This is a genomic window from Pseudomonas sp. Leaf434, assembly GCF_001425545.1.
Classification (GTDB): domain Bacteria; phylum Pseudomonadota; class Gammaproteobacteria; order Pseudomonadales; family Pseudomonadaceae; genus Aquipseudomonas; species Aquipseudomonas siliginis.
The window spans coordinates 154420-177619 of record NZ_LMQZ01000007.1; the positions used below are offsets into that span (position 1 = coordinate 154420).

The window sequence follows — 23200 nt, forward strand, 5'->3', positions numbered from 1 at the left end:
TAACTCTCAAGTTCGATTTGTATCGATTTAATTAGCGTTCAAGCGAAGAGATTACTTATTTATAGCTTTTAAAGCCGATATTTATCGGTTATAAATTCGCCATTGCTCCGGCATGGCGATCTCTTGTCCGGTGCGCGCGTTTTCTTTTCGGTTGAATTCTTCGACCGTCAAAGCACTAGCCCGGAGATGATTCATGAGCCGTATCGTTACCGTCGCCGCCACGCAGATGGCCTGTTCGTGGGACCTGGAAGCCAACCTCGAAACCGCTGAAAGACTGGTCCGTGAAGCCGCCGGCAAAGGCGCGCAGATCATCCTCATCCAGGAACTGTTCGAGGCACCGTACTTCTGCCAGAAGCCCAATCCGGATTACCTGCAACTGGCAACGACGGTTGAAGAAAACGTCGCCATCAAGCATTTCCGGAAAATTGCCAAAGAGCTGCAAGTGGTGCTGCCGATCAGCTTCTACGAACTGGCCGGGCGTGCACGCTTCAACAGCATCGCGATCATCGACGCCGACGGCAGCAACCTCGGAATTTATCGTAAAAGCCACATTCCGGACGGCCCGGGCTATCACGAGAAGTATTACTTCAACCCGGGCGACACCGGCTTCAAGGTGTGGAATACCCGTTACGCGAAAATCGGCGTCGGCATCTGCTGGGACCAGTGGTTCCCGGAAGCGGCGCGCAGCATGGCCCTGCAAGGCGCGGAAATTCTCTTTTATCCAACCGCGATCGGCAGCGAGCCGCACGACAAGACCATTTCTTCGCGCGACCACTGGCAGCGAGTGCAGCAGGGCCATGCCGGCGCCAACCTGATGCCGCTGGTTGCCAGCAACCGCATCGGCAATGAAGAGCAGGACGGCTACGACATCACCTTCTATGGCTCTTCGTTCATCGCCAACCAGTTCGGCGAAAAAGTGCAGGAGCTGAATAAAACCGAAGAAGGTATTCTTGTGCACACGTTCAACCTCGACGAGCTGGAACATATTCGCAGCGCGTGGGGTTCATTCCGCGACCGCCGGCCGAATCTGTACGGCGCGTTGAAAACCCTCGACGGTTCCCTGGAGTCCTGATGACCACATTGAAAAGTACCCCGCGCGCCGACGGCTTCTACATGCCGGCCGAGTGGGCGCCACAAACCCAGACCTGGATGATCTGGCCCGAGCGCCCGGACAACTGGCGTCTGGGTGGCAAACCGGCGCAGGCCGCGCACGCCACAGTGGCCAAAGCCATCGCCCGCTTCGAGCCGGTGACCGTTGCCGTCTCCGCCGGCCAATACGAAAACGCCCGCGCGCGCCTCGATGTGCCGAATATCCGCGTGGTGGAAATGTCCAGCGACGATGCCTGGGTTCGTGACAGCGGCCCGACCTTCGTTATCAATAACCATGGCGAAGTGCGCGGTGTGAACTGGGATTTCAACGCCTGGGGCGGTTTCGATGGCGGCCTGTATGCACCGTGGAACCGTGATTCGCAGGTCGGCGGCAAGATCCTCGAGATCGAGCGCAGCCCGCGTTATCGCACTGAAGGTTTCGTGCTCGAAGGCGGCTCGATTCATGTCGACGGCGAAGGCACGCTGATCACCACCGAAGAATGCCTGCTCAACCGCAATCGCAACCCGCACCTGAGCCGCGAAGAAATCGAAGCCGTACTCAGCGACAACCTGTCTGTGGACAAGATCATCTGGTTGCCGGATGGCTTGTTCAACGATGAAACCGACGGCCATGTGGATAACTTCTGCTGCTACGTGCGTCCGGGCGAAGTGCTGCTGGCGTGGACCGATGATCCGCAGGATCCGAACTACCCGCGCTGCCAGGCCGCAATGAAAGTGCTGCAAAGCAGCACCGACGCCAAGGGCCGCCCGTTCACGGTGCACAAAATGCCGATTCCGGGGCCGCTCTATGCGACCGAAGAAGAATGCGCCGGGGTCGATCCGGTGGACGGTTCGCAGGAGCGCAACCCTTCCGTGCGCCTGGCCGGCTCCTACGTGAACTTCCTGATCGTCAACGGCGGCATCATCGCGCCGAGCTTCGACGACCCGATGGATGCCCCGGCCAGGGAAATTCTGCAGAAGCTGTTCCCGCAGCACGAAGTGGTGATGGTGCCGGGCCGTGAACTGTTACTGGGTGGCGGCAATATTCACTGCCTTACCCAACAGCAGCCAGCGCCGCACAAAGAGTGAGTTGAGTCGTAACAGCTTGAGTTGATTAACAAATCAGTCAGGCAATGATTAGCTCGCTACCCATGAAAGCAAGCCCGCAGCCCGTCAGGACCGCGGGCTTGTTTGTATCCGCCGGTCCACATTCGAGTCGCCTTGGCATAGCTCTTGTATTGCTCCTGATGCACTAGGGAGGGAGGGGAACTTCAACAGTTCTGTCACAAACCTTGGATAACGTAGCCGCTCACGAACGGGGAGAGAGCGCTGAAATGAACGCCGAAGTGAACGTAATCAGCGAGCGGACTGTGCATCCCATGGCCGTCAACGGCGAATCGCTCCAGCTTGTCGCGCACTGGTTGAAGTCCAATGGAACGCGTCAGATCAGAGAACCTGATCCGCGCCGGATGATGATCGAGCGTTACCCCGCTGGCCTGTTCAGCGAGGCCGAGCTGGAAGCCTTGTGGGATGTGATGGAAGGATAGGAACAACAGGGATTGGTCAAAAAGCGCTGCCGGGATGGCGGCGCTTTTTTTGGCCTGATTTTTATCCACAGGCATTCAAAGGTGGGAGCGAGCCTGCTCGCGATGACGTCAGCCCTGCCAATGACTTTATGCGCGTTCGCGAGCAGGCTCGCTCCCACAGTTCAGAACTCCCTGCTTAACCTCATTTTTCTGCAACCGCCCAGCAAAAAAATTACGTTTCTTAGACGTTTTTCGCCTATTTAAAGACGATTCTTGAAATTGACACACAGTTCAGGGCGCGGCTACGATTCGGCCCAACGCCTGTGGCTAACCGCCATGACTCAAAATAAGGAGCAGGCCCGCCATGACGTTAACGTCGGCGGGCTTTTTTGTTTCGGGGTGAATACAAGAGTGCAGAAAGCGCCGTTTCAGCCGTTCGACACAGCGCGTTTCAACCCGTAATAAGGAAAACAAAATGTTGAACAAGCGAATCAGTCTGATCGCACTGGGGATGTTGAGTGCTACACAGGCCATGGCTAACGACCAGGCCGAATCCAAGGGTTTCGTTGAAGACAGCAGCCTTAAAGTGCTGTTGCGCAACGCCTACATCAATCGTGATTACAAAGACGGTAACAAGGACAAGGCCGAATGGGGCCAAGCGGCCATCGGTACGTTCTCGTCGGGCTTCACCCAAGGCACCGTCGGTGTCGGTGTGGACGCTTTCGGTCTGTACGCATTGCGCCTGGACGGCGGCAAGGGCCGTAGCGGCGCTGGCGGCATCGACTTCTTCAAACAGGAAAATGACGGTCGTGCGAACCACGACATCGCCAAGGGCGGTGCTGCGGTCAAGTTTCGTGTATCCAACACCGTGTTGACCTATGGCGACCAGATGCCGGCCCTGCCGGTGCTGAGCTACGACAACGTGCGTCTGCTGCCGGAAAGCTATACCGGTACGTTGATCACTTCCCGTGAAATCCAAGGCCTGGAATTGAACGCCGGGCGTTTCACTGCCGAGTCGCGCAAAAGCGATGAAGGCCGTGACAGCGGCGGTCTGAAGTCGATCAACGTGTTGGGCGGCAGCTATCAGTTCACCGAACACTTCAAAGGCGCGCTGTACGCCTCCGACGTTGAGGACGTCTTGAAGAAACAGTACGTGAACGCCAACTACGTGATTCCGTTCAACAAGGATCAGTCGCTGACCCTGGATTTCAACGGCTATCGCACCAAGCTGGACAGCTCGTACGTACGCGAAAACACCGTACCGGGCGAAAGCATCGTCACCGGTCGCGACAACAAGATCTGGAGCCTGGCAGCCACCTTCGCCACCGGCCCGCACTCGTTCACCGTGGCGCACCAGCGTTCCACCGGCGACAGCAACCTCGGTTATGCCTACGGCGGCTACCAGAAAGATCAGGGCCGTGTCGGCGACGGTGGTAACTCCATCTATCTGGCCAACTCCTACTGGTCTGACTTCAACGCCGAAGACGAACGCAGCTGGCAGCTGGGTTACGGTCTGGACTTTGGTTCGTTCGGCGTTCCGGGTCTGAGCTACAACTTCGCTTACGTGCGCGGCGACAACATCACCACGTCCACCAGCGAAGGCGGCACCGAGCGCGAAATCTTCAACCAGTTCAAGTACGTCGTGCAGAGTGGCCCGGCCAAAGACCTGAGCGTGAAGTTGCGCAGCTCGATCCTGCGCGTGTCGCAGAAATCCAGCGAGTACAACGTCAGCGGTAACGAGCTGCGTGTATTCGTGGACTATCCGATCAACATCTTCTGATGATCGATCCGCTGTAAGAAAAATGAGAAAACCCCGATTCGATCGGGGTTTTTTTTCGCCGGTTCTTCAGCGAAAACCGCAAATAACCGGTGTTTTTGTCATGTAAAAGTAGTTTTTCAAGCGCTGCAGATTCCGTTTCAAGCAGTGCTTCAAATGCCTGAAATTCTTTCTCATGGACGCAAATTCTCCACCCAATAGATTAGGGCGTTCAACGCAGCGGAGAATTTGGTAATGATCGTTTTGAACAGAGAAGTGGGCGAATCGCTACGGCGCGACAAGTTTGTCAACGTCCAGGGTGGTGACTTCAATCTCTACGGTCATTTTGCCGACTTCGTCAGACTGACCAAAAGTTGGGAGAACATGGAGCCTGACAGCTATTACGGTCAGGCCGAAGCCGGCATGCGTTATCGTCGTTACAGCGACTTTGAATACAACCCGAAAACCCGCGAACTCAAGCAACTTGAGCATCGCGCTTATGTGCAATCGAAAGAGAACAACGCTTACGTCGGTGGCGTGGTGCGCCACTTCCAAGACTTTTCCGAAGAAGTGATCTCTTCCCCGGTGATGCGCAGCCTGATCGACACCGATTTCGAAGTGTACAAAAGTGTCCTGCCGGAAGAGTTGCACGATGAAATCTGGCAGTGCCAGATCCATCAGATCCGCATCGAGATCAAACCCGGCAAACAGCTGGAAATCACTCCTGAAGGTATTCATTGCGACGGCTATCCGTTCAGCGGTGTGCACTTCTGGGGCCGCAGTAACGTAGAGGGTGCCGAGAGTCGACTGTACGACATTCACGAGCATCAACTGGCGGCGACCACCTACGAGGAAATTCTCGATACCACCTTCTTCCTCGATCGCGACATGCGCCACTACGTGACCCCGGCGCGCAATACCCACACCCATGCCATGGCGTACCGGCAGATTCTGGCGATTTCCTTCTCGCGGCCCGGGACCGCTTTCGACATTGTTCGCTAATCAGATCACCCTAATCGACGGCGTCGAGTGCTCGACGCCAGTGGTACTGCGCCGCGCCACCGCCAAGGATGCGCAACGCATGGAGCGCTTCTTCCGCCAGTTCGACGAAGTGTCGTTCTGCGAATGGCAGGACGCCAAATGCCTGCGCGGCGTGTTGATCCAGAAAACCACCACGGCGTATCTGGCGTTCGATGTGGCTGGCGAGATCGTCGGCGCGGTGCTCGGCGGCATGCTCGGCAGTCGCGGCACGATCAATCATCTGGCCGTGAGCCCGCGCTACCGCAGCCAGGGCGTGGGCCAGCGTCTGGTTGAAGCAGCGTCGTCCGACATGAAACGGGTCGGGGTGCTGCGGATGTTTCTGTTCGTCGACGATGCTAACCTCGCGGGCAAGCGATTCTGGACTGCCCAGGGTTTTTGCGAGCCTCACGGCGAACGAACATTTGAGAGGGATCTATGAATGAAACGTCCGGCAGCGCGCCGCTGATGGCGACTCATCAGCCGTCGCGCACGTTTGCCGAAGCCAGCCCGGTGGTCGCCGGGTATTTCACCGTGTCGTTTGTCTTCGGGCTGATGGCGGTCAACGCCGGCCTGCCGATGTGGCTGCCAGTAGCGATGTGCTTGTTCGTCTATGCCGGCGCTTCGCAATTCGCCGCGCTGGCGCTGATCTCCAGCGGTGCGTCGCTGACCACCATTGTGCTGACCACGTTTCTGATCAATGCGCGGCACATGCTGATGTCGGTGTACATGGCCAAGGCGCTGCGCGCCCTTGGCTTGAGCCGCATGGAGCGCTGGGCTTACGCCGGTGGCCTGACGGATGAATCCTTCGCCTTTCATAGCGTCAAGCTCGGTACAGGCGCGCCGGTCAACGTGCGTTACCTGATCGGCTTCAACCTGTTCTGTCACACCTCGTGGGTGCTCGGCGGTTTGCTCGGTGCGGTCTGCGCGCAGTACGCGGCGCACTTGATCAAATATCAGCTCGACTACGCGCTGACGGCGATGATGCTCTACGTGCTGGTCTCGCTGTGCAACACGCGCAACAAACTGATCGCCGCCGCTGCCGCCGTGGTCTGCATGGGGGCGCTGAGCCTGATCGGCAGTTCGCCCTTCAACGTATTTATCGCCACGTTTGTGGGCTGCGGAGTGGGTGTATGCCTGACCAAACGTTCCTGATTCTGGTGGTGGTGCTGATGATGGCGGTGACATTCCTGCCGCGCGCCTTGCCGCTGCAGATCAACACCGACCACTGGCCGCCCTTCGTGGCACGGGCGCTGGAATATCTGCCGGTGGCGATCGTCGCTGCGATCAGCCTCACACCCCTGTTGATCAAGGACCGGCAGATCCAGCTCGATCGCCCGGAATTCTATGCCGCGATTCCGACGTTGCTATGTGCGTATTTCAGCAAAAACCTCTTTCTCAGTGTGGCGGTGGGGACGGCTGCGTACATTGCGCTCGGCTCGTTCATGTAGCGGCAGATCAACGACGTCGTTCAGCGCCTGGTGCGACAGCTCCGGATTGTTTACCGCCAGGCGCACTTCGAGGAAATCCTCGAAACCGGGAAAAATCGTCAGACCGTTCTTCTGCGCCGCTTCACGCGAGACCATGCCGACCGCATCCATCTGCGTGATCAACGACAGCGTCAGGGTTTCGCTGCAGGAATAGACCATGCGCTGGCCGTTCTCGTGATTGCCCAGCCCGGCGTCGAGAAACCGCAAGAAGCTGTGGGAATACGGACAATCTTCCGCAGGACGCACCTGAAACTTGTTGCCCAGCAAGGTCAGCGGATCGTTTTCCTGACCGCAATGCGCACCGACCACCTGCACCTGCACCTCTGGCAGCACGATGCTCGGCAGCCCCGGCCGCTGCGGGCCGATCAGCACGGCAAGGTCGAAATCTTCGTTCCTCAGCTTGCTGAGGTTTTCCATCGACTCGGCGTAGCTGAATTCCATCTGGTAATCGGGAAACACCTCAATCAGGCGTCCGATCATGCGTCGGTTGAAATCAGGCGACAGGGTGTTGTTCAACGCCACCTTCAACGTGCGCTGCCCGGGCACCTTCAGCGCCTCGACCTTTTCTTCCATCTGTCGCGTGGCGATCAACACTTTGTCGATGTAAGGCGTGAGCTCCGTACCTTGCGGCGTCAGCGTCAGGCCCTTGTTGGAGCGGCGAAACAAGCGGAAACCGAACTGCTCTTCGACCTTGTTCAACTGTGCGGCCAACGCCTGCACGGTCAGGCACGAATGCTCGGCTGCGGCCGACAACGAGCCGGTCTGCACGATGCGCATGAGGTTGCGTAAGGTTCTGCTATCCATGGGTAATGCCCTCTGAAGTGGGCTGGGTATTGTTGTTTACGAAACGACCGAAACGGCGCCATATGCCGGCTATATTCCTGCACCTGAGCATAGTTGTCGCGGATTTAGTAGCGAATTGATTTCCCCGCCGATGGCTGGAGGCTGACAGAGGATCGGGGTTTTTGGTGAAGTGGGGGTGATGAAGGTCAAAAAAGTGCGTGGTTTTGGTGCGCGGGGAGATTTTTTTCGAAGAGAAACAGCTTACATCTTCCTAGCTTTTTGCCTGCGTCATACGCAGATAGGTCTCAGGTAAAGTAACGATTCAGCTGATAGCGCCCAACAGTCAAAGGAGTTGAAATGGATGTCTGGCATGCGAGCCATGGTGGTAGATAACCACCTATCAACTTCGCATTGACCCACAAAGATCACTCCGAACACAACGCAGAGGTAGCGCTGATGTAGCTACAAAACCACGATGAGGTAATTGAAATGGCTGCACTACTGAAAACTACCGATGTGCGCTGCCGCATTGATGAGGATTTGAAAGCGCGTGCCACTGAAGTCTTGAACGCTTGCGGGCTGAGCATTAGCGACGCCATGCGACTTTTTCTGCGACAGGTTGTTGCTACTCAGGGGCTTCCCTTCGAGGTGCGAGTTCCATCGGAGAAGACGGCCCGCGCAATGATGGAAGCACGAGAAATCCGTCAGCGTTTCGACTCGATAGACGACATGCTAAGGAATGCTGATGGCGAAACAGGAGAAAACGCAAAAACGCGCTGATCGGCCTAAACAGTGTGCACAGACTTCTGAATTCAAGAAGTCTTGGGATCGTTTAGGGAGTCATTCAGAACTGTTTAAATAGCGCAGAAAAACATAAGCCGGCTTAACTCCGGCTTCTGAGCGTTTGAATATTACGATTCGTTCATTTGTGTATCAAAACGCTAAAAAATTACAGTTATGTACTAGTCTTCAGCTAAGACAAAAAATCAGGAGGCGTCTATGCCTACCTCATCCCCAGCTCTCACCCCACGCGAACAACTCGACGCCCCCGAAGCCGGCCGCGTTGCGCTGAAGTTCTTCTTCAACCTCATGGAGCACTGGGGGTGCAACGCCGAGCAACAACGCACCCTGCTCGGAGGAGTCGGCAACACCACGTTCTACAAATACAAACACCTGCCAAACATACGCCTGCCCCATGACACCCTTGAGCGCATCTCTTACCTGATGGGTATTCACAAGGCGTTGAGCATCATCTTCAGCAATAGTCGCGAGCGCGCCTACAAGTGGGTTAGCAGCCCGAACAACGCGGCACCGTTCAATGGCAAAACCGCGCTGGATTACATGCTGGCGGGCCGGGTGGTCGATATCGCCGATGTACGCCGCTACCTCGACGGAGTGCGCGGTTGAAAGCGCCGGCGCCGGTGGATGTGCCATGGCCGCGGGCGTATCGCATCGTCAACAGCAGCTTCCCGCCGATTGCGCTGTTCGAAGACGTCCTCGACCCCGAGGACCTCGAAGTTGCCTACGCCATCGAAGCGCTGACCAATGATCGCCTGATCGAACAGGCCGGCGTCCTTGCCCGCGTACGTCCCGAAGATCGTCTGTCCGGCCCCGGTTCCAGCCCGGTGATGGCCGCGTTCACTCACGTCGGCAAACGCAGCCGTTTCAGTGACGGCACCTTCGGCGTCTATTACGCCGCCAGCAGCCAGGCTGCGGCCATCGCCGAAAACTGTTTTCACCAGGAACGTTTTCTTGCCGCGACCCGGGAAGCCGATCTCGAATTGACCATGCGTACCTATATCAATCAGGTGACCAAGCCGCTGCATGATGTCCGCCATGGCTTTGATCACTTGCATCAGCCTGATCCTGAAGCCTATGGCCCATCACAGCTGTTCGCGCGGCAACTGCGCGACGCCGAGTCGTGGGGCTTGCTCTATAACAGCGTGAGGTTGCCTGGGCATGAATGCGTTGCAGCGTTCCGCCCGCCTGCGGTTTCGATTCCGAAGCAGGGCAAGCATTTGCGCTATGTCTGGAGCGCAAGTGAGGGCAGGATTTCGTTTGTGTTCGAGGTCAGTCAGGTCTGAATTATCGCTTTGACTTTGTCGAGTGTTGTGACAGGAATGACGCTGGATGGAATTCGCGAAGAGGGCGACAAGTTGTAAACGGCAAATTTACTGTCGATGACTTTGTCGGACATGAGTTTCAGAGATGGAAGAATTCTGGAATGAAAATGCTGATCCAGACCGCACGGCGAGATAGAGCTTCCATCAGTCTCGTAAAAGCGCCCCGCGGACTGGTTCATATCCGCTCCCACCAAAATCACCTTTGAAAAGCCTGCGTGATAGGCAAGTTGGAGTGCGAGATACAAGACTGTGCGGGCATCAAAAAAACCATGGGCCAGGTTTTTGCTGAATCCGATACTGCGGTTTCGACTACCCCAAACAGCTCGATTACGTACCAGATCCTGGTTGTTGCGCAGTAGCCATTCAGTCAAGGTTGGTTTGGGCGCTTTCTTGAGCAAATAGAGATCACCTGTCGGTTCAACAATCAGTTCCTGAGCCTGGTTAGCCCACACAGCTACACGCTGACTAGTGCGCATCGCATAGGCAAACAGTTCAGGTTGTTGTAGCGAAAAACTGGTATCGGTGCATGCGTAGAAGAACGGCTTTATGTCTGTTCCCATGAACATGGATATCGCACCGTTCACCGTGATCATCGGGATGTCGGCAAACTGTTCGATGGGAAAATCTTTCGCGGAGCTGCCCGAAACGATGATGAATGCAGCGCCGTGAGCAATGTTTCGACAGTCAGAAAAGTCCCTGATTTGCGAACGTGCGGAGCCGTTTGGCGTTTCTGATGTTGAGTTCATCGATGGTCTCTTGGTCCATGTCATGCATTCAGTCCGTTGTGCTGACGTGATGAAGCGGGATGACTCTTCCACAGCGCCGCGCTTTGTAAGGGAGTGTTGCGCTCGGCGTTAGTTCCCAATTGGCTGCGGGGCAGCCCATGCGTTGGCCAAGAACGCTCCAGTGGCTGGCGGGTTATCTGGATAGATGCAGGAGGGAAGTCGGGCATGTTTTCGGCAGGCCTGAAATGCAAGAAGCCCACGCATCAACGAGGGCTTCATATGAAGGTTTACATCAATGGTTTGTCTGGCGGCGCATCCATTACTTTCACCACATCATCGATCAGTGCCTTGCTTGGCTCCTGCAGATACTGCGAGGCATAAGCGTGAAGATCAGGATCGCGCGCGACTGAAACATGGTAAGCGAGGCGGTATACGCATTATTTATTACAACACGCTTGCTGAAGGCTCGATTTGGTTGCTCATTGCCTACACCAAGGCAAAGCTCGACAACTTGCCCGTAGCCTTCCTCAAGCAACTGAAGGAGGAAATCAGCAATGGTCGATGAACTGGAGCAATTCCAGCAGGACTTGCTGGAATCTGTACCAGATGAAGGCCGGAAAGGCCGCGCGCGTAACACAGGTGCCGCTCTCTGCGGCAGCTGAAGCGCGCGCCAAGGTGGGGGTTTCACAAAGTGCGTTCGCCAAACTGATCGGTGTAAGTCTGCGGACTTTGCAGGATTGGGAACAGGGGCGCAGGCAGCCGACGGGTGCTGCGCAGACTCTCTTGCGGGTCGGCAGTCAGCATCCTGAGGCGTTGCTGATTTGCATATTGCTTGATACCACAAAGGCCTTTGGCCTGACCTCTGCAATACAAAACGAAGCCCCTACATTTCTGCAGAGGCTTCGTTTTGTATGGCGTCAGCACTAAAATCGTAAAAAATGAATTCAGGTTGCGACTCTGTCATTTTTTGAAAAACGTGGTCTGTCCCCAATTCTGCTCACTCAGCTTTTTAACTGTGCCGGTACGGGCAGAGGGTAGAGCGACTTCGCCTGCGGAGGCTCCGAATGAGTCAATGAGACCGCTTATATAGCCGTTCAAAAACTCTTTTCTGTCGGTCAAAACTTTGCTTTCAGGCGCTTCCTGGTAATCCCAATCCACCCGCCAATATCGGCCTTCCTTCGATACCTGGATGATTGGGAGTGCTGGGTTTTTGGTCAGTTGGCGCATGTGTACTCCTGGCCGTTTGAGGGGCTGCAGGCAGTCTAAACCGGGCGCGGAAATACGTCATCTAGATGAGATTAAATCTCAGGTACAGGGTAGGCTTTTCAAAAAGAGTGATAAAGGTAATACGGCGCGGAAAAGGCTCTGGAAGCCCCGGTTTCTCTGGGGTTTCGATATCACATGGAAAAGTAATATGAAGTGATATGAAAAGTGATATTTACGTCAGCCCCCCGGTTTCATTGGGTTTCGTGATTGTGAAATATCACCTTATAAAAGAGTAATACGATTCTTTTATATCACTCGAATATCACCCTTTCCGAAAATCGCTCGAAGCCTTACAAAACGTGGCTTGCAGCGGAGTCTCAAAAGGCATATCACCTTTATTACTCTTTTTTCAGAGGGGCATACATTTTAGGCGCAACGCTACGACGAAGAGACCCGCACAGGAGGCGTCGTCAGCAGTCACTGCTATCTTCTGGGTTTAGGAGCTGCCGTGCCCGTTTGGCTGTCAGCATTGTTGCGAAATGCCCTGTGAATTTACCTGAAGCCGCAGAATGCAGAATGCCGAGTGATTCATGCGGTGGGTCGTGTCGCGTAGGTGTGGCAGCTGAAGAACTTGAGCAGGACAAGTTGTTCCAGGTTAATGACTAGATGGGGAGATGGTCTTGAAGTTTTAGACTCGTCATCGGGAGCAATTGCTTCACAAAAAAGCCGCCCTATTGGGTGGCTATTTATTCTTTTTTAAAGCTCTTGATTAGTTTAACGAGCTCTTGGAAAAATGCGGCGAGCGTTCCGTAATCCTCCGTATGATCCTTTTCTGGATTTTCTCTGCCCATCTTTTCAAAGTTCGTGACTAGTCGTGCGATTGTTATAAACAAAATAATCGCAATGGCCGAAGAGAAAGATGCTGGGATGAGAGGAGCCAATATTTTAACGTAAAACGTCTCTTTATTCGCCTCAGCGGACGGAGGGGTACGATCTTCTTTGATAGGAGACGTCTTGGCCTTCGTGTTTTTCTTCTCGGAAGTCAAGGCTGCGACAGGAGGAACTGCCGCTTGGGCTGCCGCGATTGCGATTTCTTTATTTTTTTGATCATCCAAACCGTCTAGAAAGTGCTTCCCAACCCACATCGAGAAGCTCAAGCAACAGGCTGCGGCAATTGTCAGAAACACCAGAGCCCACGTTGCGAAGTAACGACTGTATGTTTTCCGCCTAATGGATTCGTCAATGAGCCGAGACTCAGCATCATTGGTCTGATTCGGCGAGGCAAATTTTGGACCCGCGAGATCAATGGCGCCAAAATTTGGCGCTTCTTCGGTCATCCGATGAGCCCCAGGTTTTTCAGCCTGTAGGACATCGCAGCATTAGAAACTCCAAACGCCTCGGACATTTGAGGCACCGAGCTAGCGCCTGCAAAGAGTTCGCGAACCTTCTGTTCTGGCATCACAAGCTCAGCAGCGAAAGCGTTGGCTGCTCTTTCAATCGGATTGTAATTCCCGAAAGTCGTATCCCGTTGCTGTGGAGTTGCCTCGTTTACATGGCCAAGTAATACATGGCCAAGTTCGTGAGCTAGAGTAAAGCGATTACGATAAACGATCTCGCTATCATTATAATCGCAATAGAAAACCTGTCCCTCTGGTGTGTTGATGAGGGAAGCTCGACCACTTACATCAAGTTCGAACGGGCTTAATGCTCGAACGCGAATAGGGATATTTTTGTCAGCACCTGTGGTTTCGTCTCTTTTGAAGACGACCAAACTGGTGGCGATAATTTCTGGATTGACAGGCAGGGCGCCATTCCAAGCGATCTGGAGCGCTTGCTTCGCGACCTCAATCGCGTTCTGCATGGATGTGATCATTTTGCCCTCCTTTTACTCGCTCCATTGACCTATCGAGCGGCGCGCGAGTATATCCGCATTAACAATGACATTAGTACCGGTTATCACAATATTTTTGTTGATACAACAAAATTCGATACTGTTCATTCGTACAGTATACGCGTTTTTTTCCCTTGATGCCACTTGCGACGGAAGAATTATAGGCATGGACGATCTTGTTGACAGAGGCTTCCAGCACCTATTCGCTTCCCTAGCCCTAGCCCTAGCCCTAGCCCTAGCCCTAGCCCTAGCCCTAGCCCTAGCCCTCTGCCGCGTTGTCTAGAGTCCGGAACTGGTCCTTGAGGCCGCCGCGCTTGGCTCCACCGGTCAGTGGCCTACACAAATCCTTCTACTCGATGTGGTCTTCGCGCTGATGCTGGCCTACATATAAGGCAAATTGCAGAAAAGCATTCATGGATTCCAGCAAGTATTCCAATGTCGCTCGAAGGTCAGAATTTTGGCCCTTATTCAAATGACCAACCAGATCCATCATGACCTTCTTTTCCTTCTCGACTTTTTTATGGTCCGGTTCAAGCTCGTGGGCCATAGCATTGCGGAGGAGGTTGAGATGTTTGGCGAGCGTCCACAGCGTCTCACTGTACTCATTGAGTACCGTCGGGCACATCGCCCTAGCGAGGCGGACTACTTGATTGAATTGAAATCTCGCACCCAGCAAGTGTTCAGGATGGGGTACGCAGCTAGCACAAAAATCCCGTAAGGCTGCTTCGAGCAAGAGATGGGTTTTCAGAATCAGTGACTCATCGTCGAGGCCGGGAGGGAAGTGCCTGTCGAATAAATCGCCGTGCTTTTTGATGAAATCACGGGGAAATGGATTTGCTACGTTGTCATCTCCCACGTCGCGCCATCCTTGTTGTTACGTGCACTGTTACGTGGAGAGATAAAAAAAAGGCCTGCATCGCTGCAAGCCTTTGTTTTGTATGGTGCCGGCACCAGGAGTCGAACCCGGGACCTACTGATTACAAGTCAGTTGCTCTACCAACTGAGCTATACCGGCGTGTGGGCGACGATTATAGCGATTGGGTTGATCCTGTAAACCCCTGAATTCAGACTATTTTTGCATTCCCGGAAAATCAGGCCCTGCGCAAATTTATACGCAGCTTTTGTACCTCACGTGCAGTGAGGCATCTATGCAGGGCGTACAGTTGAGTCTGGGCTTGCGGGACCCCGCAATTATTCACTCGGCTAGCCCAATATTCGTCGGTTATGTCGTTTTGATTGGCAGCTTATGCACAACTGAGGGGCGCGGATACTGGCTTATGCGAGGTGTTGTGAACCCATTCTCATCTTGTTCGCAAATCCCTGTTTTACAGGTTTTTTATTCATGTGAACAAAAAATGACCAGTGTTGTTAACGCGACGAAACAGGCGCAGATATTGGATCCACGGCAAATCCATCAACAGAGTTATCCACAGGCTGTAACGTTTTAAGCGCGTTCGGCGAGCAGCAGTAGGTTACGCGGTGTGAGTGAGGTGTCGCAAAAGGTGCCGAGGCGTACGACGTATCCCTGTTCTGCGAGGAAAAGCGCCCGATCCAGATTCAGCCAGAGCTCCAGCGGTCGGCGGAACAATCCGCGAAGCAATTCCAGGTTGCGAACTTCGGCCAACCGCTGCCAACCGGCTGTTTCGAGTGCGGGCCAATCTGGCTCGCCGATTGTGGATAACTCTTTGAGCACAGCCAGATCGCGACAGTAATCGGCGAACGGTTTGTCCAGCCAGGCGCTGGGCAGGGAGGGCGTTGGCAGGTATTCATCGACGCCGCGCACTTGCCGTTGCAGCAGGTCAAAAGCCAGGCGACGAGCCATCGATGTGTCACGCTGGCGCCGGACGCGCGCACCGGCGGTGACGGTTTCGTTCATCGGCAGCGCCAGATCTTCCAGCGAGAGCTGTAGAAGCGATGCCGATCCTGCGCAGGACAAGGCCTGGTATTCGTTACGACTGATGCGGTTGTAACAGCACGGTGCGATCGCCATTTGCTGGCAGCCGGCAGCACTGGCCAAATGCATCAAGCGCACGTGCAGATCACCGCATGCGTGGAGGGCGACGGGGGTGTGGGCGGCGTTCAATACGGCCGGGGCGTCTGCCGCGAGTACATCCTGTTCGACATGCAGGGCGTGCAAGTGATGACGCTGACTCAGTGCCTGACCGCTGGCGACCAATAAAGGATCGTATTCAACGCAAGTCAGTTGCTGCCCCGACCCCATTAAGCGCCGTCCCAAGTGCCCTTTGCCTGAACACCAATCCAACCAATGCGTCGGTGGCGAAGCGAAAGACAAACGACTGGCAAACGCTTCAATCTGCTGCCACTTGCGCCCGGGCACATCGACATTCAAGCGATGCCCGGCAGCCTCAAGCGCATGCCCCGGAAACTCACCGACCGTACTCAACTCTGCCGACAACTTCGCCAATGAAGCGAACGGCTCTGGCGCATCGACAAGATCAGCAGGATGGTTATGCGCGCGTTCTGCATCTTCCAGCGACCGCCCGCGTAGCCACGCAGACAACTCCGGGTAGGACGCTTCCCATGGAAGTTGTAGGTGAGTGAACGGTCGAGGTTTCCACAGCGCCTGATGCTCAATCAGAAAAGCATCCAGCGCCGTGAAACGGGCGAGTAGGGCCTCGCCCGTCAGCACGTGGGAAGTATCAGCGGCCTTGGCAGGCATCGACGCGCAGCCAGCGTTCCAGCAGCTTGAAGCCGCGAACCAGCACGTAAGCCATGACTAGGTAGAACACACCGGCGGCGAAGAAGATCTCCACCGGCAGATAAGTGCGGGCGATGATCGTGCGTGCCATGCCGGTCAGTTCCAGCAGGGTCACGGTGCTGGCCAGGGCGCTGGCCTTGAGCATCAGGATCACTTCGTTGCTGTAGGCCGGCAAGCCGATGCGCGCAGCACGCGGGAGGATGATGTAGAACATCGCTTTCGGTCTGGACATGCCCAACGCTCGCGCGGCTTCAATTTCGCCCGGTGGAATCGCCTGAATGGCACCGCGCAGAATCTCGGCGATGTACGCCGCTGTGTGCAAGGTCATGGTCACGGTCGCGCACCAGAACGGATCGCGCAGGTAGGGCCACAACGCGCTTTCACGTACGGCGTCGAACTGCGCCAGGCCGTAATAGACCAGGAACAGCTGCACCAGCAACGGCGTGCCCCGGAAAAAGAAGATGTAGGCGTAAGGCAGCGAGCGCACGTACCACAGCTTCGAAGATCGGGCGATGCCCAGCGGAATCGCGAGCAGCAGGCCGGCGATGACCGCGATGGCGACCAGTTCCAGCGTCAGGGTCGCGCCCTGTGCCAGTTTTGGCAGCCACTTGATGATGACTTCCCAGTTCATTGCGCGCTCCTCGCAAAGCCGCGGGCGGCGCGTTTTTCCAGGAAGTGCATGCCGGTCATCGCCAGCACTGTCAGGCCGAGGTACATGATCGCCGCGACCATATAGAAGGTGAACGGTTGTTTTGACACGGTCACACCGATCTGCGCGTGACGCATGATTTCTTCCAGACCGATGACCGATACCAGCGCGGTGTCTTTCATCAGAATCATGAACAGGTTGCCCAGGCCCGGCAGGGCGATGCGCCACATCTGCGGCATGATCAGCCGGGTGAAAATCCGCCATTTCGACAGGCCCAGGGCCTGGCCGGCTTCACGGTGGCCCTTGGGAATGGCCAGCAGGGCGCCACGAAACACTTCCGTGGCGTAGGCGCCGAAGCACAGGCCCAGTGCGATCACACCAGCGGCAAAGGCGTTGAGTTGCAGGTCGGGGTTGCCGAAGTACTCACCGAGGGCGCGCATCAGGTTGACCGTACCGAAGTAGATCAACAGCACCCAGAGCAATTCCGGGACGCCGCGCACCAGTGTCGAGTAGGTACCGCCAAGCCATTGCAGCGGCTTGTACGGGGAAGTCTTGGCCAAGGCGCCGAGCAGGCCGAGCACCAGGCCCAGGCACAGGGCGGTGAGGGCCAGTTGGACGGTCATCAGCGCACCAGCGGCGAGCGCCGGGCCGAATCCGTAGAGGTCGATAATCATGGGTTTCTGTTCAAATTGCGGCAGGCAAAGTCGGGAGCCGGTGCCGCTTGATCGCGGCGCCGGTCCCACAGGTCAGATCAATAGATGCTGAACGGGAAGTACTTGTCGTTGATTTTCTTGTAGGTACCGTCAGCGACGATTTCCTTCAGCGCGGCGTTCAGCTTGTTGCGCAGTTCGTTGTCACCCTTGCGCACGGCGATACCGATCTTGTCGCTTTCCACTACCGGGTCGCCCTTGAACTCGTAGTTCTTGCCAGCGTCGGTTTTCAGCCAGTCATAGTTGGCGTACTTGTCGGCGAGGATCGCGTCGACACGACCGGAGGTCAGGTCGAGGTAGGCGTTTTCCTGGGTGTCGTAGAGGCTGACCTTGATATCGTCACCGTAGGTGTCTTCCAGCCAGGTGCCGGCCAGCGTTGCGCGCTGGGTGCCGATGGTCTTGCCCTTGAGCGAGTCCTTGTCGGTTTTGAAGTCGACGTTTTTCGGCGCGATGAACTGCAATTTGTTCGAGTAGTACGGGTCGGTGAAGTCCACCGCGGCTTTGCGCTCTTCGGTGATCGACAGCGAGGAGATCAGGAAGTCGAACTTCTCGGCGTTCAGCGCCGGAATGATGCCGTCCCAGTCGGAAGTGACGACGGAACATTCGGCTTTCATCTTCGCGCACAGGGCGTCGCCGATTTCCTTGTCGAAGCCGACCACTTGGCCGCTGGCGTCTTTATTGTTGAACGGCGGGTAGGCCGCTTCGATGCCCATCTTCAGGGTTTCAGCCATGGCACCGGCGCTGAACGCGAGGGTGACGGCGGCGGCCAGGAAGACCTTTTTGAAATTCTGCATGCATGTTGCTCCGTTAGCGGTTGCTGGACATGAATTGTTTGCAGCGCGCCGAAAGCGGGTTGTCGAACACCTGCTGTGGCGATCCTTGCTCTTCTATAAGGCCCTGATGAAGGAACACCACTTCGCTGGAGACCTGGCGGGCGAAGCCCATTTCGTGGGTCACGAGCAGCATGGTGCGACCTTCTTCGGCCAATGCGCGGATGACACTAAGTACTTCCTGAACCATTTCCGGGTCAAGCGCGGAGGTCGGTTCGTCGAACAGGATCACTTTCGGCTGCATTGCCAGCGTGCGGGCGATGGCTGCGCGTTGTTGCTGACCGCCCGACAATTGCGCCGGGTAGGCGTGGCGCTTGTCGGCGATGCCGACCTTGGCCAGCAACGCTTCGGCGACTTCGATGGCCTCGGCCTTGCTCTGGCCGAGCACGCGGCGCGGGGCTTCGATGACGTTGTCGAGCACGCTCATGTGCGGCCACAGATTAAAGTTTTGAAATACAAAACCAATCTCCGAGCGCAGGCGGTTGATCTGTTTGCCGTCAGCGGCGACCAGTTCGCCGTTCTTCGCGGCTTTGAGCTTGAGTTCTTCACCGGCCACCAGGATCTGGCCCTGGTGCGGGTTTTCCAGCAGGTTGATGCAGCGCAGGAACGTGGACTTGCCGGAACCGGAAGAGCCGAGGATCGAGATCACGTCGCCGTCGCGGGCGGTCAGCGAGATGCCTTTGAGCACCTCCAGCTGTCCGTAGCGTTTGTGCAAGTTGCGGATTTCCAGCGCGGGCGTGGCCTCAGCCATGTGCGTTCCTCATATATGTTGCGCTCCTGCTGTTGGCGGGCCTTCCTGGCGAGGCGGCCAAGCTAGCATAGCGTTTCAATGGCAGCCAACAGCGCTACGAGCGGTAAACGGGTGGCATGTGGCGGGTTGTCGCATCGGCGCAGCAGACTGTCGCCCCATCAACAACCGAACGGGTGTTTGATCGTGCAAACCCGTGGGTGCCGCGTAAAAAAAGGCGCGATGTTGCCAGCTTTGGCGGGGTGTTGGAAGCGCTATCCAGCCGAACGTTCCTTATTCGCCCTTTTTCTGTGCGCCGCACACTTTTTCTGTGTGTTTCTGGTGCGCGGATTCGTTATGAAAGTGAGTCGCCGGGTAACGTTCTGGCGAATAGCCATTAAACTCAAGGACTTGCACCGGATGCCGGAGCCCCCGGTCCTCAAGGACTTGAAACATTTTGGCGCAAATATTGCGTGCAGAATAAGGAACAGGCCGTTGGATTCTTTTTACGAGAAAGAATTTACAGACGCGCCGGACGCACTCGCTTTCCTTGCAAAGGTAGTCTCTATGAGCAGTACCCCAAGCTCCACTGGCCTCGAACAGGGGCTCAAACCGCGTCATGTGACCATGTTGTCGATCGCCGGTGTGATCGGCGCCGGTCTGTTCGTCGGCTCCGGCCACGCCATCGCTGCCGCCGGCCCGGCCGTGCTGCTGGCCTACGCCGCTGCCGGTACTCTGGTGGTGCTGGTGATGCGCATGCTCGGCGAGATGGCCGTGGCTTCGCCGGACACCGGTTCGTTCTCGACTTACGCTGATCGCGCGATCGGTCACTGGGCCGGATTCACCATCGGCTGGCTGTACTGGTGGTTCTGGGTGTTGGTGATTCCGCTGGAAGCCAACGCCGCCGCGACCATCCTGCATGCGTGGTTCCCGGGTGTCGACATTTGGGCTTTCGCGCTGGTGATCACCATGCTGCTGACCGTGACCAACCTGTTCAGCGTGAAGAATTACGGTGAGTTCGAGTTCTGGTTCGCCCTGATCAAGGTGCTTGCGATCATCAGCTTCATCGGCCTCGGCCTTGCAGCGATTTTCGGCTTCCTGCCGACCAGCCAGGTCAGTGGCGTTTCGCACCTGTTCGACAGCGGCGGCTTTCTGCCCAATGGCATGGGTGCTGTGCTGGGCGCGATCCTGACCACCATGTTCTCGTTCATGGGGACCGAAATCGTCACCATCGCGGCGGCGGAATCGAAAGACCCGGGCAAGCAGATTTCCAAGGCGACCAATTCGGTGATCTGGCGGATCGGCCTGTTCTATCTGGTGTCGATTTTCATCGTGGTTGCGCTGGTGCCGTGGAACGATTCTACCTTGGCCAACCTCGGTTCCTACCAGACCGTACTTGAGCGCATGGGCATTCCCAACGCCAAGATGATCGTCGACATCGTCGTACTGGTCGCAGTGACCAGTTGCCTGAACTCGGCGCTGTACACCTCGTCGCGCATGCTGTTCTCCCTCGGCAAGCGCGGTGACGCCCCGGCCATGTCGACCCGCACCAACAAGAGCGGTACGCCTTACTGGGCGGTGATGTTGTCGACCGGCGCAGCGTTTCTCTGCACCTTCGCCAACTATGTGGCTCCGGCCGCGGTGTTTGAATTCCTCCTGGCCAGCTCCGGCGCCATCGCCCTGCTGGTGTACCTGGTGATCGCCTTCTCGCAACTGCGCATGCGGAAACAGCGCATGGCGCGCGGCGAGAAAATCGTCTTCAGCATGTGGCTGTTCCCCGGGCTGACCTGGGCGGTGATCATCTTCATCGTCGCCGCGCTGACCATCATGCTGTTCCAGGAAGCCCACCGCGTGGAGATCCTTGCCACGGGCCTGCTGAGCCTGATGGTGGTAGCCGCTGGTCTGCTGGTGTCGCGCCGTCGCAAGCTGGAGAAGCGTGGTGCGGTGGTGTTGAACTGAGTCGTAACGCGTGATGTAAAAACGGCCGCTGTCAGGGATGACTAGCGGCCTTTTTTTGTTTCTGAGAAGGGCTTATTCGCTCTTGTCTTCCTGGGGCTCTACCGACTTGCCATAAGCATCCAGCGCCACGCCGAAATCCGTAATGAACTGCGGCTCGCTCAGCCAGGCCTGGGCCTGTTCGATGGTCATGCCGTCGGCCCACATGCGGTAGTCGATGAGCATATCGGCGGCCAGGTGGGTGGCGGCCATGCCTTCGTTGTCGGCGTTTTCCATGTCGAGCAGTTCGGGGTGGTCGACGATGATGAAGGCCAGTTCGCGCAGCAGCGTCAGCAGCATTTCGTTGCGGCTGACGGCTTCGGCGTCGCGCATTTTGCTGAACATCGCCAGGGTGTATTCCGGGATCGGCTCGGCGAGGTGGCCGAGCTCTTCGTCCTGATCCAGCGGTTTGCGCCCGACCATACGGATCTGTTTGGCTTTGGCCTTGGCGCGTTTGGCGCGTTTCTGTTGCTTGTTCAGGGATGCCATGTGAGCTCAGTTCTTCTGTTGGGTTTGTGCAGCGATCGCGTCGGATGCCGCTACATAGTCAGCCTGGAAGGCCGGGGATTCGATCCACGCCAGTGCGCCAGCCTCGTCGGTTTCCTGCGACCACTGGCGATACTCGATCAGCGCGGCGAGGATGAAATCCATCGCGCCTTCCTCACCCTCCTGCTCATAGACCAGTTCCAGCAGCGGATCTTCAAGGAACGCGGTGCACATGGCCTGTTGGCTGATCTTCTCGGCGTCGATCATTTTCTTGAACAGCTCGGTCAGGTCCACCGATTCGAAATCGATGCGGTCGTCGTTCGGGTCCAGCTCGACCGGCGCTTCGGCGCGCTTGGTGCGGTTCTGCTTGGCCTTGGCTTTGGCCCGGGTGGCGCGTTTTTGCTGCTTGTTGGCGGAGGCCATGATGTGTTCCGTCGTGCGTTGAGAGGGGCTCAGCTGCGTGGCACTTGTCGGCCGGGTGTATCGGCGGCCAGTGCGCCGGTCTGCAGCCAGGTCAGAGCAATGGGCCATAGTGTGGCTTGGTATGCGCTGCGAAAAAAGCCGAAATGTCCGACTTGTCGTTCGCCGATGTCCTGCGGCGCAATGCGCAGATGGGTTTTTGCCGCGTTGCTGAAGTAGCCGAGCAGGCGTTCGATCGCCGGGATCGTTCCGTAAGGATCATCGCTGAGGCTGATGGCAAGGGTCTGCGCGCGGACGCCATCGAAGGGCAGGGCGCCCGCCTTTTTCATCAGCACACGACAGCTTGGACGATCCTCGTACCGTGCAGTGGGTGTGCTCCAGTCGCAGACTACGCCGGTTGGCGTGTCCTCCAGCCAGCCGATCCGCTTGCCTGGAAAATAGCCGCAGAGCAGCGCCATCAAAGGCATGACCACATGCCACTTGCCGAACATCCGCCAGCGCTGTTCGGAAGCATAATCGCGCCAATAAGCGAACTGCGCACCGACGGTTACCAACCGTCGGATCACCTTGCCCGACTCCGCCAAGCCCGCCGCGCAACCGCCGAAACTATGGGCGACCACATCGATTGGCTGACCGGGAAACTCCCGCTGCGCGCGTTTGAGCATCGCTTCGAAATCCAGAGCGCCCCAGTCAGTCCACGAAGCGCGCAGCCCTTTGATCGATTCGCTGCGTGATTCGCCAATGCCCCGGTAATCGTAGGTCATCACATCGCAGCCATGGCTGAACAGGTAGGCCGCGAACCGTGAATAGTGCCGACAGCGCACCGAGGTGGCGGCGTTGATGATGACTACCGGGCGCTGAGGATCGGGCGAACTGTGGCGCCAGGTGAAGCCGCCGAGTGCGTAGCCGTCGTCGGCAGTTTCCTTGAAGGACGTGCCTTCAGCTGCAGTCAAAACTGGTTGGCTCAACTCTGCGTCTTCCAACTCGAATGGGGGCTTGCTGCCTATGGCGCTTGACCTCGGCGGTTAGGTGCCAACCATAGTCGCCGCGCTGATCAA

The 23200-nt window shown here is 56.6% G+C and carries 27 protein-coding genes, 1 tRNA gene and 2 pseudogenes; 14 read left to right on the top strand and 16 right to left on the bottom strand.

The features are described from left to right. Positions 1 to 193 precede the first annotated feature (193 nt). From aguB to ASG55_RS12865, 8 genes are all read left to right on the top strand, one after another. Positions 194 to 1072 carry an N-carbamoylputrescine amidase gene (aguB, locus tag ASG55_RS12830; protein ID WP_041477498.1) on the top strand — a complete coding sequence of 293 codons (879 nt, stop codon included), beginning with the start codon at positions 194 to 196 and terminating at the stop codon, positions 1070 to 1072. Beyond that, on the top strand, positions 1072 to 2178 hold the full coding sequence (gene aguA, locus ASG55_RS12835) for an agmatine deiminase (protein ID WP_056787150.1): 1107 nt from the start codon (positions 1072 to 1074) through the stop codon (positions 2176 to 2178). The genes aguB and aguA overlap by 1 nt, the downstream gene beginning before the upstream one ends. A 245-nt stretch (positions 2179 to 2423) precedes the next feature. Next, positions 2424 to 2636 (top strand): hypothetical protein, encoded by a 213-nt coding sequence (locus ASG55_RS12840; protein WP_056787152.1) that lies wholly within the window; start codon positions 2424 to 2426, stop codon positions 2634 to 2636. 454 nt (positions 2637 to 3090) lie between these two features. Then, positions 3091 to 4395, top strand: a complete 1305-nt coding sequence (locus ASG55_RS12845; RefSeq protein ID WP_056787155.1) for an OprD family porin — start codon at positions 3091 to 3093, stop codon at positions 4393 to 4395. 231 nt (positions 4396 to 4626) lie between these two features. Next, the gene (locus ASG55_RS12850) at positions 4627 to 5373 is read left to right on the top strand and encodes a 2OG-Fe dioxygenase family protein (RefSeq protein ID WP_041477502.1); all 747 of its coding nucleotides are present in this window, start codon (positions 4627 to 4629) and stop codon (positions 5371 to 5373) included. A gap of 79 nt (positions 5374 to 5452) precedes the next feature. Next, entirely contained in the window at positions 5453 to 5830 is a 378-nt protein-coding gene (locus tag ASG55_RS12855) for a GNAT family N-acetyltransferase (RefSeq protein ID WP_008080517.1), read from the top strand. After that, a complete protein-coding gene (locus ASG55_RS12860; protein WP_056787156.1) occupies positions 5827 to 6543 on the top strand; it encodes an AzlC family ABC transporter permease in 717 nt (238 codons plus the stop codon). The genes ASG55_RS12855 and ASG55_RS12860 overlap by 4 nt, the downstream gene beginning before the upstream one ends. After that, a complete protein-coding gene (locus tag ASG55_RS12865) occupies positions 6522 to 6839 on the top strand; it encodes an AzlD domain-containing protein (RefSeq protein WP_041477503.1) in 318 nt (105 codons plus the stop codon). Before ASG55_RS12860 ends, ASG55_RS12865 begins: the two co-directional genes overlap by 22 nt. Here the strand turns inward: ASG55_RS12865 and ASG55_RS12870 are convergent. After that, complete coding sequence (locus tag ASG55_RS12870; protein WP_041477504.1) at positions 6756 to 7682, bottom strand: LysR family transcriptional regulator; 927 nt, start codon at positions 7680 to 7682, stop codon at positions 6756 to 6758. The genes ASG55_RS12865 and ASG55_RS12870 overlap by 84 nt on opposite strands. 468 nt (positions 7683 to 8150) lie before the next feature. On the opposite strand from ASG55_RS12870, the gene ASG55_RS12875 reads away from it, so the two are divergent. The 3 genes from ASG55_RS12875 (at position 8151) to ASG55_RS12885 (ending at position 9745) form a co-directional block, all read left to right on the top strand. Beyond that, complete coding sequence (locus tag ASG55_RS12875; protein WP_056787159.1) at positions 8151 to 8441, top strand: type II toxin-antitoxin system RelB/DinJ family antitoxin; 291 nt, start codon at positions 8151 to 8153, stop codon at positions 8439 to 8441. Between the two features lie 219 nt (positions 8442 to 8660). Next, positions 8661 to 9068, top strand: coding sequence for an MbcA/ParS/Xre antitoxin family protein (locus tag ASG55_RS12880; RefSeq protein WP_056787162.1), 408 nt, complete (start codon positions 8661 to 8663; stop codon positions 9066 to 9068). Beyond that, positions 9065 to 9745 carry an RES family NAD+ phosphorylase gene (locus ASG55_RS12885; protein ID WP_056787165.1) on the top strand — a complete coding sequence of 227 codons (681 nt, stop codon included), beginning with the start codon at positions 9065 to 9067 and terminating at the stop codon, positions 9743 to 9745. Before ASG55_RS12880 ends, ASG55_RS12885 begins: the two co-directional genes overlap by 4 nt. Here the strand turns inward: ASG55_RS12885 and ASG55_RS12890 are convergent. Together ASG55_RS12890 and ASG55_RS27630 are read right to left on the bottom strand one after the other, a co-directional pair. After that, on the bottom strand, positions 9736 to 10554 hold the full coding sequence (locus ASG55_RS12890; protein WP_156388190.1) for a lipopolysaccharide biosynthesis protein: 819 nt from the start codon (positions 10552 to 10554) through the stop codon (positions 9736 to 9738). The genes ASG55_RS12885 and ASG55_RS12890 overlap by 10 nt on opposite strands. Positions 10555 to 10796: 242 nt before the next feature. Then, positions 10797 to 10892: pseudogene (locus ASG55_RS27630) on the bottom strand (DUF3077 domain-containing protein); the annotation flags it as partial. On the opposite strand from ASG55_RS27630, the gene ASG55_RS27260 reads away from it, so the two are divergent. Both ASG55_RS27260 and ASG55_RS12900 read left to right on the top strand, forming a co-directional pair. Next, positions 10853 to 11074 carry a hypothetical protein gene (locus tag ASG55_RS27260; protein WP_056787170.1) on the top strand — a complete coding sequence of 74 codons (222 nt, stop codon included), beginning with the start codon at positions 10853 to 10855 and terminating at the stop codon, positions 11072 to 11074. The pseudogene ASG55_RS27630 and the gene ASG55_RS27260 sit on opposite strands and share 40 nt — an antisense overlap. Then, positions 11064 to 11345, top strand: a pseudogene (locus ASG55_RS12900) (helix-turn-helix domain-containing protein). The gene ASG55_RS27260 and the pseudogene ASG55_RS12900 overlap by 11 nt, the downstream one beginning before the upstream one ends. Positions 11346 to 11469: 124 nt before the next feature. On the opposite strand, the gene ASG55_RS12905 reads toward ASG55_RS12900, so the two are convergent. The 10 genes from ASG55_RS12905 to ASG55_RS12955 all read right to left on the bottom strand — a co-directional run bounded on the left by ASG55_RS12905 (position 11470) and on the right by ASG55_RS12955 (position 19265). Then, complete coding sequence (locus ASG55_RS12905; RefSeq protein WP_056787173.1) at positions 11470 to 11736, bottom strand: hypothetical protein; 267 nt, start codon at positions 11734 to 11736, stop codon at positions 11470 to 11472. A gap of 725 nt (positions 11737 to 12461) precedes the next feature. Beyond that, positions 12462 to 13052 carry a hypothetical protein gene (locus tag ASG55_RS12910; RefSeq protein WP_056787175.1) on the bottom strand — a complete coding sequence of 197 codons (591 nt, stop codon included), beginning with the start codon at positions 13050 to 13052 and terminating at the stop codon, positions 12462 to 12464. Next, entirely contained in the window at positions 13049 to 13588 is a 540-nt protein-coding gene (locus tag ASG55_RS12915) for an ImmA/IrrE family metallo-endopeptidase (protein ID WP_056787179.1), read from the bottom strand. The genes ASG55_RS12910 and ASG55_RS12915 overlap by 4 nt, the downstream gene beginning before the upstream one ends. Before the next feature lie 367 nt (positions 13589 to 13955). Next, positions 13956 to 14462 carry a hypothetical protein gene (locus ASG55_RS12925; RefSeq protein ID WP_056787184.1) on the bottom strand — a complete coding sequence of 169 codons (507 nt, stop codon included), beginning with the start codon at positions 14460 to 14462 and terminating at the stop codon, positions 13956 to 13958. Between the two features lie 83 nt (positions 14463 to 14545). Then, positions 14546 to 14621, bottom strand: a tRNA-Thr gene (locus tag ASG55_RS12930). A gap of 429 nt (positions 14622 to 15050) precedes the next feature. Continuing rightward, positions 15051 to 16286 carry a methyltransferase gene (locus ASG55_RS12935; RefSeq protein ID WP_056787187.1) on the bottom strand — a complete coding sequence of 412 codons (1236 nt, stop codon included), beginning with the start codon at positions 16284 to 16286 and terminating at the stop codon, positions 15051 to 15053. Further along, complete coding sequence (locus ASG55_RS12940; RefSeq protein ID WP_056787188.1) at positions 16267 to 16956, bottom strand: ABC transporter permease; 690 nt, start codon at positions 16954 to 16956, stop codon at positions 16267 to 16269. Before ASG55_RS12940 ends, ASG55_RS12935 begins: the two co-directional genes overlap by 20 nt. Further along, the gene (locus ASG55_RS12945) at positions 16953 to 17648 is read right to left on the bottom strand and encodes an ABC transporter permease (RefSeq protein WP_041477511.1); all 696 of its coding nucleotides are present in this window, start codon (positions 17646 to 17648) and stop codon (positions 16953 to 16955) included. Before ASG55_RS12945 ends, ASG55_RS12940 begins: the two co-directional genes overlap by 4 nt. 77 nt (positions 17649 to 17725) lie before the next feature. Beyond that, a complete protein-coding gene (locus ASG55_RS12950) occupies positions 17726 to 18478 on the bottom strand; it encodes an ABC transporter substrate-binding protein (RefSeq protein ID WP_056787192.1) in 753 nt (250 codons plus the stop codon). Between the two features lie 13 nt (positions 18479 to 18491). Then, positions 18492 to 19265 (bottom strand): ABC transporter ATP-binding protein, encoded by a 774-nt coding sequence (locus tag ASG55_RS12955; protein WP_024011209.1) that lies wholly within the window; start codon positions 19263 to 19265, stop codon positions 18492 to 18494. Between the two features lie 543 nt (positions 19266 to 19808). On the opposite strand from ASG55_RS12955, the gene gabP reads away from it, so the two are divergent. Beyond that, the gene (gene gabP / locus ASG55_RS12960; protein ID WP_056787195.1) at positions 19809 to 21200 is read left to right on the top strand and encodes a GABA permease; all 1392 of its coding nucleotides are present in this window, start codon (positions 19809 to 19811) and stop codon (positions 21198 to 21200) included. Positions 21201 to 21272: 72 nt separating this feature from the next. Here the strand turns inward: gabP and ASG55_RS12965 are convergent, their stop codons facing one another. From ASG55_RS12965 to ASG55_RS12975, 3 genes are read right to left on the bottom strand one after another with little or no spacing between them, the layout of a single operon-like run. Beyond that, a complete protein-coding gene (locus ASG55_RS12965; RefSeq protein WP_056787197.1) occupies positions 21273 to 21725 on the bottom strand; it encodes a hypothetical protein in 453 nt (150 codons plus the stop codon). A gap of 6 nt (positions 21726 to 21731) precedes the next feature. Next, positions 21732 to 22145, bottom strand: a complete 414-nt coding sequence (locus tag ASG55_RS12970; protein ID WP_016772137.1) for a hypothetical protein — start codon at positions 22143 to 22145, stop codon at positions 21732 to 21734. 29 nt (positions 22146 to 22174) lie between these two features. Next, positions 22175 to 23110 (bottom strand): alpha/beta hydrolase family protein, encoded by a 936-nt coding sequence (locus ASG55_RS12975; protein ID WP_236708179.1) that lies wholly within the window; start codon positions 23108 to 23110, stop codon positions 22175 to 22177. Positions 23111 to 23200: the final 90 nt, after the last annotated feature.